The organism is Enterococcus sp. AZ040 (assembly GCF_050499185.1).
Taxonomy (GTDB): Bacteria; Bacillota; Bacilli; order Lactobacillales; family Enterococcaceae; genus Enterococcus_D; species Enterococcus_D entomosocium.
Genome location: NZ_JBMHEW010000001.1, coordinates 1,699,009 through 1,710,900 on the forward strand (window position 1 = coordinate 1,699,009; position 11,892 = coordinate 1,710,900).

The following is an 11,892-nucleotide window of genomic DNA, read 5'->3' on the forward strand; positions in this document are numbered from 1 at the left end:
TCGCAGCGCTTTTGTGGTCGGTTCTTTTATTGATTACACTATGATTTTTTGATCCGAATAGACTGAGGAGCAGCTAGGACTGTTTTAATCTCAAAATTCCCTCATCAGGTGTCACAAAAAGCGTTTTTTGATTCTCATAAATGACGAATCCAGGTTTGGCACCATTCGGTTTCCGAATATGTTTGACTTGCACATAGTCCACCGGTACTTGGGCAGATTGACGATATTTTGAGAAATATGCGGCAAGCTCTGCAGCTTCCATTAAGGTTGTCTCACTAGGATCATCCGAACGAATGATGACATGAGAGCCAGGAATATTTTTGGTATGCAGCCAGATATCACTCTTACGAGCTGTTTTTAAGGTCAGTTGGTCATTTTGTAAATTGTTTTTTCCAACGAAAATTTCTGTTCCGTCTGAAGAAAGAAATCGTTCTGGTTGCGAAGGAGCGGCTTTTTTACGCTGTTTCGTCCGATTTTTGACATAGCCTTGTGCAATCAGTTCTTCCCGAATAACCGCCAGATCCATTGGAGAGGCGATTTCTAATTGGGCTAACACGGATTCGAGATACGCGATTTCTTCTTTCGTTTCGGCAATCTGCTGATGGACCAATTTGACTGCATTTTTTAATTTCTGATAACGTTGAAAATATTTCTGAGCATTTTGATTGGGAGAAAGAGCGGGATCTAATTTGATCGTCAAAAGCCGATTCTCATCATAGTAATTTTCCAAATCAACTGAAGCAGCACCACGGGGGACTTGATTCATAAAGGTCGTCAAAAGCTCACCTTTTTGACGAAATTCTTCGGCGTTTTCTGAATCGATTAACGTTTGTTGGCGTTTCTTTAACTTCAATTGGTTCCGTTTCAGTTCATTCTCAATCTTCTTTAGTAATTCGCCACCTTGTTGTTTGACCCGATCTCTTTCCGCCTTGTCGTGATAAAACGCATCTAAAAGCTCGCTCAGACTCTGATAAGAGGTGACAGTGGTGGTCGCATCGATCAATGATGGATAGGGAATTGGTGTAAAATATTCCTTTTTCTCTGACTGGAGATAACTTGGTGCTAGCTCCTGGGTAAGCTCTGTAAAGAAAGCTTCCCACTGACGCAGTTTTTCATTGGGATTGGCATTGATTCGAGCGATTAATTCTTCTGCTGTATCGCGGCCTAAGCCTTGGAATCGTTGTTGAAGTTCTTTTGCCGTCAAGGGATCGATGGTCGATAATTCTTCAAAAATTTTGGTGCGAGAGGCTGTAAAAGGATTAAGTGTTGTTTGCTTTGGTGGTGCAATATAAGTAGCACCCGGTAATAAAGTACGATACGTATTTTGTGAATGACCAATGTGTTTGATTGTATCGACAATTTTTCCGCTCGTCTTATTCATTAATAAAATCGTGCTGTGACGGCCCATCAATTCGACAATCAAGACGAGGGATTGTAAATCACCTAGTTCATCTCGTCGAGTAAAATGAAAATGGATCACACGGTCATTGTCGATTTGTTCGATTGATTCTAAGATCGCCCCTTCTAAATATTTCCGCAGCATCATCAAGAAATTCGGTGGGGTTTCTTGATTGCTATAGGCGATCGTTGTGCATTGCACACGAGCATAGGTGGGATGTGCGGATAGCAAAAGTTTATGATTTTTCCCTTGGGCACGGATCACAAATACGACCTCATTTTCATAAGGTTGATGAATTTTGTTCACACGTCCACTGGTTAATTGATTTTGTAATTCTTTGACCATTAAATGGGTAAAAACACCATCAAAAGACATATTGTTTCCCTCTTTTCTTATAAGGATAGTTTGACTGAGGGATTGATCCTTCCAATGTCAAATATTCCTATCTATTATACCGAAGAATCCAAAGAAAAGCCATGGCAGCTAGCTTTCCTTTTTCTTGTTAGGTTGGTGATCGGTGGTTTGCAGTGCACGCTCAATTTCTTTGTTCAAGAAATAAGAGATGACTGTTCTAATAATAACGACTGCAGCTAGACGTACGATGTCTTCGAAAGTAGGGTGGATGATCGTCTCAATAATATCTGCTGCAATCAAGATCTCAAGACCTAATAAGACATAACTCCCTAAATAATTGCGGATAAAATTATTCTCTCTGGCTGCCACCAAACGGTCCTTTTCTGTTAATTCGTAGCGCACGAAATCAATGCCTGCGATCAATACACCCCAAACGATGACGAAAATGGAGAGAAAGTTTAAACAGACAACAATGAAATCGAAGATTGGGTTGGCTCCAGTCATCAAAGAACTAGCTAGATTATGCATAATGACTCCTTTACCGTTTTCTTTTATCTTACCGAATTATCGAAGAAATGTGAAGTTTCTTGACGTTCTAGAAGGGAATTGATAGTATGAATTAATAGTAGGATTTTTAAAAAAGGTGGGCAAATTATGGAACAAGTTAGGAACTTTGTTCATTACACGAAAGAAAAAACAGTGGAAAGCTGGCAGGCTTTGTTAGATGATCTATACCGAGATCAGAAAAAAACGATTTTCACGCTGATCGGAGGCATTCTTTTCGCGCTGGTTTTTGCAGGCTTGATCGTTTTTTCTCAAAATCGCATCAACGCCTCTTTAGTGGATCGAATCGCTTTCGACAAGTTACCTTCGGAAAAAGTACAGCCATTACCATATTTGACAGCTGATAAGACGATTCGCGAAACAAGAGCGATTTCTGTGATGTACAGTAAACCAAATGGCCCACAGCTGGATCAAGTGTTTGATCTGATCCAAGCACAGGAAGACGAAATGAATCGAACATTTTTTTATTATCCGATCGTCTATGACGTGGCATTTTTCTCCAATGAATATGACATTGATCCTGATAAAGTGACCTTTGTCTTCTATGAAGAAGGAGTCGAGAAAAATCGCTTTACTTTTGATTCATTTGAGCAGCCAACGACGGAATTCATCCCAGAATTGAATCGTTTACCCATGTGGACGATTCGTTCTTCTGCCAATGATTGATAAAAAAATCTGACAATTTGACAGAAAATTGTTGACGTTTTTTTATCAATAGGCTAAACTGAATTCAATCAAGAAAGAAAACAAGTTGAGAAGGAGGAACAATCATGAAACTATTTATTCCATTGCAAGTGAAATCATGGCAAAACTGGCGTAGATAGTTGTATTGATGGGACCTCATTCCATAGATACAACTTTTTAGAGAACCTTCTAAAGTGCTGTATCTATGCTGGTAGTTGAATTTATCGCCGCATAGGACAACCTTCTATGCGGCTTTTGCTTACTTGCAATTGCCGTCACATAGGCAGTTGCTTTTTTTGTTCTCAAAAACCGTAAAAACGAAAACACGAAAAACGTAAGCAGAAAAAGGAGAATGAAAAATGAAAAACAAGGGATTAATTGCATCGGTTGCCGTTATTTTATTATTTTTAGGAGCGACCTTTGTCTATCAGTTAGGAATGAGAAGTGGGACCAATCAAGCCAGTGAGACTTCGGAACCAGTAGAAAAAGCTGAAAAAACAGTTGGAATCCTGCAGTTTGTCAGTCATGAAGCGTTAGATGCGATCACCGAGGGGATCAAAGAAGGCCTTAAAGAATCAGGCTATACCGAAGGGGACAACTTGACGATTGAATTCCAAAACGGCCAAGCGGATCAAAGCAAATTGGCAACGATGAGTCAGCAGCTGCTAAATAAAGATGCCGACGTTTTGGTTGGGGTAGCAACACCCGCAGCACAAGCGTTGGCGAATGTCACTCAGGATGTACCAATCGTTTTAGGAGCGGTCACTGATCCAGTTGGGGCAAATCTCGTGGCAGATATGGATCAACCCGGCGGAAATATCACTGGTGTTTCAGATAAAGCACCCGTCGCTGCGCAAATCAAACTAGCAAAAGATTTGCTACCGGAGGCAAAAACAGTCGGCATTTTGTATTCTTCAACCGAAGACAATTCGAAATACCAAGTGGCAGAAGCAGAAGCTGCTGCCGAAGAAAATGGCTTGACCAGCAAATCGTATGCCGTTCCTTCAAGTAACGAAATTGCTCAAATGGTGCAAGTGATGGCACGAGAAGTCGACTTTATCTATATTCCGTTAGATAATACGATTGCAAACGCAATGCAGACGGTAGTACAAGAAGCCAATAAATCAAAAACGCCCATCATCACGTCTGTTGATACGATGGTGGAACAAGGCGGCTTAGCAACGGTTGGGCAAGATCAATTTACGATTGGGGTCGAAACTGGGAAGATGGTGGCAGCAATTCTTGACGGGACGGCCGAACCTGCGACAACGCCGATCTATACATTCAGCGATGGCGAAACGATCATTAATGAAACACAAGCGCAGTTATTGGGAATCACTATCCCAGAAAACCTCAAAGACGAGGCAAAATTGATTACAACGACACCGGAAAGTGAAGCAAGTGATGAGTAACAATTAGGAACAGCAATCACCTGCGATCACCGAGAGAGTCTTGAAAGAGAAAACTTGTAAGAATATGGAGGAAGAATGATGATTGTTTCAGCAATAGGGCAAGGGCTACTTTGGGGAATCCTGGGATTAGGGATTTTTATGACCTATCGTATTTTGAATTTCCCGGATATGACGACGGAAGGGTCCTTTCCGTTAGGCGGTGCTGTCTGTGTGACAGCGATCACCCATGGGGTGTCGCCCGTCTTAGCGACTTTGTTAGGAGTATTGGCTGGGATGTGTGCGGGCTGTGTGACAGGACTTCTTTATACAAAAGGCAAAATTCCCGTGATTTTAGCAGGTATTTTGGTGATGTCTTCATTGAACTCGGTCATGCTGTTTGTGATGCGCTCACCAAACCTCTCTTTATTAAACCAACCGAAAATTCAAGATTTTTTTACTAGAATGAATTTACCGAATTATTATGATACGGTGATTATCGGATTGATCATGGTCTTGTTGATTGGGGGCGTCTTGGTTTACTTTTTCCATACCAACTTGGGTCAAGCTTATATTGCTACCGGGGATAATGAACACATGGCCAAGTCAATGGGGATCAATACGGATCGAATGAAAATCATTGGACTGATCGTCTCCAATGGCGTGATCGCACTCTCAGGCGCATTGATCGCTCAAAACGACGGCTACGCCGACATAAGCAAGGGAATCGGTGTGATCGTTATCGGACTGGCGTCAATCATCATTGGTGAGGTATTATATGGTGAATTGACCTTGCTGGAACGTCTGATCGCTATCGTGATCGGCAGCATTATCTACCAATTATTGATCCTATTTGTGATCAAAGCTGGATTTGATACGACTTACTTGAAGATCTTCTCTGCAATCGTCTTGACGATCTGCCTGTTGATCCCTCAATTTAAACAAGCCTTGCATCTACGCACTGGTTTTGAAACGGAGGATGAATAATGTTAGCCTTAAAAAAAGCCTTTAAAGTTGTCGGCAACGGACCGAATGAGAAAAAAGTGCTCTTGAATAAAATCGATCTTTCTTTAAAACCAGGAGAATTTGTCACGGTCGTCGGAGGAAATGGCGCCGGCAAAAGTACGTTATTCAACTGCATCTCAGGCACCATGCCCTTGACGAGTGGGCAAGTGATGATCGATGATCAAAACGTGACCGCACTTTCGGAAGAAAAACGCGCCCGCTTTTTGGCACGTGTCTTCCAAGACCCGAAAATGGGGACGGCTCCCCGTATGACAGTGGCAGAAAATCTTCTATTAGCACAAAAAAGAGGGGAAAAACGGTCACTAGGTCTTCGACAACTCCAAGGGCAAAGAGAAACGTTCTATGCCCTTTGTAAAGAAATCGGCAATGGGTTGGAAAATCATTTGGATACGCCAACGGGCAGTTTATCTGGTGGTCAACGACAGGCACTAAGTTTATTGATGGCAACGATTCAAACACCAAAACTGTTGTTGCTAGATGAACATACGGCTGCGTTAGACCCAAAGACCTCCAAACAACTGATGCAAATCACAGCAAAACGCGTGGAAGAACAAAATCTAACTTGTCTCATGATCACCCATCGGATGGAAGATGCATTAAAATACGGAGACCGCCTGATCCTGCTCAGAAAAGGGGAAATCGTCAAGGATCTTTCAGCAGATGAAAAAGCTCGCTTAAGTTTACCAGAACTGTTACTGTTCTTTGAAGACGACTTATAAACCCTTGATAGAACAGTGTTTTCAAAAAAAATAATCAAATAAATGAAAAAAATAAGAAAAAATCATTGACATCTTTCAAAGTTAAACCTATACTTAGGTCAATCTTACATCAGTTTGGAGCGAAGGACTATGCAAAAATTATTGCTAACGAACCCCACACAACTGAATAAATATTACTTTAGCTATTTTAGATAGGTTTGTATTCATGAAGGCATGGGTACAAACGCTAAGTTTGTATCTATGATGGCTAGAGCATTTCGTAATGAATTCGCAGCCACGTAGATCGTAAAATCTATAGTGGCTATTTTTTATATTCACATATCGGCGCTGTCGCTATGTAATGTTTGAAGGTGTTCACTGTAGATTCTTAAATTTACGGTGGACATCTTTTTTTGTTGAAAGGAATGAACCAGATGAAACAAATGATAACCGGTCACACACGGTTGGCGGCACTATTTGCCAAACCAGCCAAACACAGCATCTCTCCAGCGATGCACAATCTTTCTTTTGAAGAACAAGGGATCGACGCCGTGTATCTGGCCTTTGATGTTGAGCCGGATGATTTAGCCGCTAGTATCCAAAGCATCCGTCAGTTGGATCTCTTAGGTGTCAATCTATCAATGCCCCATAAAATGGCAGCAGTACCGTTGATGGATGAATGCTCACCAGCAGCCGAGCTGATCGGCGCAATCAATACAATCGTCAATCAAGAGGGGCGATTGATTGGGCACAATACAGATGGTATCGGCTTTATGCGCGCACTTGAAGACATTCAAGTGTCGATCATTGGAAAAACGATGACTGTGATCGGTGCAGGTGGAGCAGCGACAGCAATCATTAGTCAAGCTGCACTAGATGGTGTCAAAACAATCCGTGTCTTTAACCGCAAGGATGAGTTTTATCCAATCATCCAGGAAAAATTGACACAGATCGCAGAAAAGACCGCCTCTGAGATCACATTAACGGATTTAGAAGATCAGACGGCTCTAAAAACAGCCATCGATCAAAGCAGTCTTTTAGTTAATGCTACTGGCGTGGGGATGAAGCCGAATGATACGGTAAGTCCTCTAAAAGACAAAACACTCTTGCGGGAATCATTAGCTGTCTATGATGTCATCTATAATCCAAGAGAAACGCAGCTTTTGAAAGATGCGAAAGCAGTTGGTGCCAAAACTGCAAACGGCTTAAGCATGTTGCTGTATCAAGGTGCAGCTGCATTTAAACTTTGGACAGGCCAAGAAATGCCTGTTGAAAAAGTAAAAGCACTTATTGAATCCATGTAAAAAATAAAAAAATTAGAAAAAACGAAAGTAGGAAGAAAAAATGATCGTAATTATGAAACCAGGCGCTACGCCAGAACAAGTTGAAGTTGTTGTAACTAGAATCAAAAAAGAAGGCTTAGATGTTCAAGTCAACCAAGGAAAAGAACAGGTCGTTATCGGGTTAAAAGGGGATACACGCCGCATCCAAGATGTTGCTTTTCGCAGCTACGAAGGTGTCGAAGATGCCATTCGGATCTCAAATACTTACAAATTGACCTCTCGTGAGTTCCATCCGCAAGATACGGTTGTGGATGTAGATGGTGTGAAAATCGGTGACGGCAACTTTGTTACGATGGCTGGTCCATGTTCGATTGAAGGCTTAGACCAAATTCGTGAATGTGCCCGAATCGCCAAAGCTGGTGGTGCACAAATCTTACGTGGTGGTGCCTTCAAACCCCGCACGTCGCCTTACGCATTCCAAGGGCTTGAAGAAGAAGGGCTAAAATACATTCGCCAAGCTGCTGATGAAACTGGCATGAAAGTCATCACAGAAGTCATGGACGAAGGACATATCGATATGGTGGCGGAATACAGTGATATTTTGCAGATTGGTGCTCGGAACATGCAAAACTTCAAATTGCTAGCTGCCGTTGGAAAAACTGGGAAACCAATTGGCCTTAAACGAGGCATCTCAGGCACGATCGACGAATGGTTGAATGCAGCGGAATACATCGCTGTTCAAGATAAAAGTGAAGTGATTTTCATTGAACGTGGGATCCGAACTTACGAAACAGCAACCCGTAATACCTTTGATCTAAGTGCAGTACCAATCATCAAAAAACTGAGCCACTTCCCAATCATCGTCGATCCTAGTCATGGAACAGGTATCTGGGATCTCGTACCACCAATGGCAAGAGCGGGTGTTGCTGCCGGCGCCGATGGGATGATCGTAGAGATCCATCCAGATCCAGCCAATGCTTGGTCTGATGGTCCTCAATCACTTAACGAAAAAACGTACATGAACATGATGAAAGAAGTCCATATCATGGAAAAAGCGATGAAAGAAATCAAAGCGTTGCAAGACTAAGCGTGAAGACAACCAATAAAAGAGGTGCAAAAATCAATGTTACACATTCACTTAGAAGACCATTCCTATGATATCCTCATTAAACGAGGGGCGTTTCAAAAAGTCGGAACCTGGGTGCAACAGTTGTGGGACAAACAGCGCATTGCCGTCATTACAGACAGCAATGTCGCACCCCTGTATGGCGGACAAATCGTCGATTCCTTAATCACTGCAGGGTTTGAGGCAACACTGTTAGTCGTACCAGCCGGCGAAAAAAGCAAATCACTAGAGCAAGCAGCTAGTTTATATGATGGTCTTGCCCAATTCGGAATGACCAGAAGCGATGGGATCATTGCCCTTGGTGGCGGTGTGATCGGTGATCTCGGAGGATTTGTTGCTTCTACTTATATGCGCGGCATTGATTTCTTGCAGATTCCGACGACGTTATTGGCACAGGTCGATTCAAGTATCGGCGGAAAAACAGCTGTAAATACTGGCAGTGCCAAGAATCTCGTTGGCACGTTTGCCCAACCAGCCGGTGTGATGATCGATCCAGATTTACTTGAAAGTTTGCCCCTTAAACGCGTCCAAGAAGGCATTGCTGAAATCATCAAGTCAGCCGCTATTGCAGATCCTGAACTTTGGCAAACGTTAGCAGGTTTGAAAGATGAAGCCGATTTGTTGGCCCACGCTGAAAATGTGATCACAGCTTCTTTAAAGGTTAAACAAAAAGTAGTGGAAGAAGACCCCTTTGATCATGGTAGTCGTCTGACACTGAACTTCGGTCATACGATCGGTCATGGCTTAGAAAGAACGGCTGCTTTTGAGACAAGTCACGGAGAAGGCGTTGCGATGGGGATGATTATGATCACCCGACATGCAGAAGTCACCGGATTAACACCAAAAGGTACGACCCAGCAACTTACAGAAATGGTTGAGAAGTTTCACTTGCCGATTACACCAAGGGAAATAGATAAAGAGCAATTATACCAAGCAATCACTCATGATAAAAAAGCCCGCGGGCAACAATTGAAGATTATTCTATTAGAAGCGATCGGTCAGGCGAAAATCGTGACGATCCCGACTGAAAAAATCAAAGACTACCTAGTATAAGAAAGGAAGGTAACGGATCATGCGTTATATTACAGCAGGCGAATCACATGGACCAGAGTTGACCGCCATTATCGAAGGGTTACCGGCAGGATTGCCATTAACAGCAGAAGACATCAATTTTGAATTAGCGAGACGACAAACCGGCTATGGTCGTGGGGGACGGATGTTGATTGAAAAAGACCAAGTCCGTATCACTTCCGGTATCCGTCATGGAAAAACATTAGGCTCTCCTGTGACTTTAGTGGTCGAGAACAAAGATTGGAAAAATTGGACCAAGGTCATGGCAATCGAAGAGGTACCAGAAAAAGACCGCAAACTACGACGAGTGGCACGACCAAGACCTGGTCATGCTGACTTGGTCGGCGGCATGAAATACCACCATCAAGATCTACGAAACGTCCTGGAACGTTCATCTGCCCGGGAAACGACTATGCGGGTAGCCATCGGCGCAATCGCGAAGAAAATTTTGAAGGAGCTTGGCATCGATGTGGCAGGTCATGTAACGATGTTAGGCGGCATCAAAGCAGAAATTCCAGAAGGCTTGACTGTCAAAGAAATCGCACAACGCTCTGAAGCCTCGGAAGTAAGAGTCTTAGATCCATCTGTCGAGGAAGAAATTAAACAGTTGGTCGATCAAACGAAGAAAAATGGTGATACGATCGGCGGCGTAGTGGAAGTGCTTGTTGGCGGCGTTCCTGCTGGTCTTGGCAGTTACGTGCAATGGGACAAAAAACTTGATGCGAAGATTGCCCAAGCCGTGGTCAGTATCAACGCCTTTAAAGGTGCTGAGTTCGGTGTTGGCTTTGAGGCAGGTGTTTTACCGGGTTCTAAAGTCATGGATGAGATTTTATGGGACGAACAACGGGGCTACACCCGTCGCAGCAACAACCTAGGTGGTTTTGAAGGCGGCATGACGAACGGGGAACCAATTGTGGTTCGCGGGGTTATGAAGCCGATCCCGACCTTGTACAAGCCGTTGCAAAGTGTTGATATCGACAGCAAAGAACCGTATAAAGCAAGCGTCGAACGCTCAGATAGCACCGCTGTACCAGCAGCTAGTGTTGTTTGTGAGAGTGTGGTGGCAACAGTGGTGGCCAATGAACTATTAGAAAAGTTTCCAAGTGATTCTTTCGAAGAATTGACCGCATCTGTTCAGGCGTATCGAGAATACTTGTTAACCTACTGATTAAAGAAACAGCAAAAAATTCCAGTAGAAATGAGGATTCTTTTCATGAGCCAAAATATCTTCGTCGCCGGTCTAGGATTGATCGGCGCTTCCTTAGCAACATGTATCAAAAAGGCACATCCGCAAGTGCATTTGATGGGGTGGGATTGTCAGGAAACCAATGAGATCGCATTAGCAACAAATTTAGTAGACGAAGTGCCCCCTTCATTTTCTGAAGGTGCTGTCCGTGCCGACGTGATTTTGTTGGCATTGCCGGTAGAGATCACCAAAAACTATCTTGCCGAACTGGGGGCACTTTCATTAAAGCCTTCGGTGCTAGTAACAGACACCGGCAGTACCAAAGCGGAAATCACGCAATTTGCCGAGTCCTTTTCCTTTGATTTTATTGGGGGCCATCCGATGGCTGGCTCTCATAAATCAGGGATCACAGCAGCCGATGAGAACCTTTTCGAGAATGCTTACTATATCTTCACACCGACGAAAAGTCAGCGGGTGGAAGAACTACAAGAGCTTTTTCGCGGCACTAGAGCCAAATATGTGGCACTTGCTCCCCAAGAGCATGATCAAATCACAGGGATGTTGAGCCATCTGCCTCATATTATTGCTTCGGGATTAGTCAATCAGGCAGATGCCTTCAACCACGAACACCCTAGAGCACAGCAACTTGCAGCAGGCGGTTTTCGCGATATCACTCGCATTGCTTCTTCAGATCCTCGTATGTGGACCGATATCTTATTGAGTAATCGACAGGAGCTGCTGCAGCTGATCGATGAGTGGCAAAAACAAATGACGACCATGGCTCACTGGTTGCAGAAAAAAGACGAACGGGCGATCTTTCGGTTTTTTGAATCCGCGAAGGAAACACGGGATCAATTGCCGGTTCATCAAAATGGGGCGATCCCAGCATTCTATGATCTATTCATCGATGTACCGGATCATCCCGGCGTTGTCGCTGAAGTGACGGGGCTATTGAGCGAACATCAGCTCTCTTTGATCAACTTGAAAATTCTTGAAACTCGAGAAGATATTATTGGTGTTTTACAGATTTCATTCAAAACGCAAAATGATTTGCTGCAAGCAGAGCAGCTGATTCAAAAAAAGACGACCTATTCATGTCGAAAAAAATAGGAG

General features: G+C 43.3%; 11 protein-coding genes. 9 read left to right on the top strand and 2 right to left on the bottom strand.

The window, feature by feature from the left end; all coding sequences use genetic code 11:
- Positions 1-73: 73 nt before the first annotated feature.
- A complete protein-coding gene (gene efbA, locus IGK63_RS07835) occupies positions 74-1,774 on the bottom strand; it encodes a fibronectin-binding protein EfbA (RefSeq protein ID WP_016611761.1) in 1,701 nt (566 codons plus the stop codon).
- A 108-nt stretch (positions 1,775-1,882) separates the two neighbouring features.
- Positions 1,883-2,281 (bottom strand): DUF1622 domain-containing protein, encoded by a 399-nt coding sequence (locus tag IGK63_RS07840; RefSeq protein ID WP_005235970.1) that lies wholly within the window; start codon positions 2,279-2,281, stop codon positions 1,883-1,885.
- 126 nt (positions 2,282-2,407) lie between these two features.
- Here IGK63_RS07840 and IGK63_RS07845 point away from each other — a divergent pair, with 126 nt between their 5' ends.
- From IGK63_RS07845 to IGK63_RS07885, 9 genes are all read left to right on the top strand, one after another.
- Positions 2,408-2,983 carry a hypothetical protein gene (locus tag IGK63_RS07845; protein ID WP_005235969.1) on the top strand — a complete coding sequence of 192 codons (576 nt, stop codon included), beginning with the start codon at positions 2,408-2,410 and terminating at the stop codon, positions 2,981-2,983.
- Between the two features lie 377 nt (positions 2,984-3,360).
- Complete coding sequence (gene trpX / locus IGK63_RS07850; protein WP_010748363.1) at positions 3,361-4,413, top strand: tryptophan ABC transporter substrate-binding protein; 1,053 nt, start codon at positions 3,361-3,363, stop codon at positions 4,411-4,413.
- Between the two features lie 78 nt (positions 4,414-4,491).
- Positions 4,492-5,376: an ABC transporter permease gene (locus IGK63_RS07855; protein WP_008379889.1), complete on the top strand. Its 885-nt coding sequence runs from the start codon at positions 4,492-4,494 to the stop codon at positions 5,374-5,376.
- Positions 5,376-6,134, top strand: a complete 759-nt coding sequence (locus IGK63_RS07860; protein WP_008379891.1) for an ABC transporter ATP-binding protein — start codon at positions 5,376-5,378, stop codon at positions 6,132-6,134. The genes IGK63_RS07855 and IGK63_RS07860 overlap by 1 nt, the downstream gene beginning before the upstream one ends.
- Positions 6,135-6,547: 413 nt before the next feature.
- The gene (locus IGK63_RS07865; protein WP_034872642.1) at positions 6,548-7,417 is read left to right on the top strand and encodes a shikimate dehydrogenase; all 870 of its coding nucleotides are present in this window, start codon (positions 6,548-6,550) and stop codon (positions 7,415-7,417) included.
- Between the two features lie 40 nt (positions 7,418-7,457).
- Positions 7,458-8,483: a 3-deoxy-7-phosphoheptulonate synthase gene (aroF, locus tag IGK63_RS07870; protein ID WP_005226100.1), complete on the top strand. Its 1,026-nt coding sequence runs from the start codon at positions 7,458-7,460 to the stop codon at positions 8,481-8,483.
- A 36-nt stretch (positions 8,484-8,519) separates the two neighbouring features.
- Entirely contained in the window at positions 8,520-9,575 is a 1,056-nt protein-coding gene (gene aroB, locus IGK63_RS07875) for a 3-dehydroquinate synthase (protein ID WP_016611764.1), read from the top strand.
- A 19-nt stretch (positions 9,576-9,594) separates the two neighbouring features.
- Positions 9,595-10,761 carry a chorismate synthase gene (aroC, locus tag IGK63_RS07880; protein ID WP_016611765.1) on the top strand — a complete coding sequence of 389 codons (1,167 nt, stop codon included), beginning with the start codon at positions 9,595-9,597 and terminating at the stop codon, positions 10,759-10,761.
- 45 nt (positions 10,762-10,806) lie between these two features.
- Positions 10,807-11,889: a prephenate dehydrogenase gene (locus IGK63_RS07885; protein ID WP_008379898.1), complete on the top strand. Its 1,083-nt coding sequence runs from the start codon at positions 10,807-10,809 to the stop codon at positions 11,887-11,889.
- Positions 11,890-11,892 lie beyond the last annotated feature (3 nt).

What these genes read in the sequence shown, in the direction of transcription:
- efbA (WP_016611761.1), bottom strand. Translation starts at nt 1,774, where the DNA reads ATGTCTTTTGATGGTGTTTTTACCCATTTAATGGTCAAAGAATTACAA.
- IGK63_RS07840 (WP_005235970.1), bottom strand. Translation starts at nt 2,281, where the DNA reads ATGCATAATCTAGCTAGTTCTTTGATGACTGGAGCCAACCCAATCTTC.
- IGK63_RS07845 (WP_005235969.1), top strand. Translation starts at nt 2,408, where the DNA reads ATGGAACAAGTTAGGAACTTTGTTCATTACACGAAAGAAAAAACAGTG.
- trpX (WP_010748363.1), top strand. Translation starts at nt 3,361, where the DNA reads ATGAAAAACAAGGGATTAATTGCATCGGTTGCCGTTATTTTATTATTT.
- IGK63_RS07855 (WP_008379889.1), top strand. Translation starts at nt 4,492, where the DNA reads ATGATTGTTTCAGCAATAGGGCAAGGGCTACTTTGGGGAATCCTGGGA.
- IGK63_RS07860 (WP_008379891.1), top strand. Translation starts at nt 5,376, where the DNA reads ATGTTAGCCTTAAAAAAAGCCTTTAAAGTTGTCGGCAACGGACCGAAT.
- IGK63_RS07865 (WP_034872642.1), top strand. Translation starts at nt 6,548, where the DNA reads ATGAAACAAATGATAACCGGTCACACACGGTTGGCGGCACTATTTGCC.
- aroF (WP_005226100.1), top strand. Translation starts at nt 7,458, where the DNA reads ATGATCGTAATTATGAAACCAGGCGCTACGCCAGAACAAGTTGAAGTT.
- aroB (WP_016611764.1), top strand. Translation starts at nt 8,520, where the DNA reads ATGTTACACATTCACTTAGAAGACCATTCCTATGATATCCTCATTAAA.
- aroC (WP_016611765.1), top strand. Translation starts at nt 9,595, where the DNA reads ATGCGTTATATTACAGCAGGCGAATCACATGGACCAGAGTTGACCGCC.
- IGK63_RS07885 (WP_008379898.1), top strand. Translation starts at nt 10,807, where the DNA reads ATGAGCCAAAATATCTTCGTCGCCGGTCTAGGATTGATCGGCGCTTCC.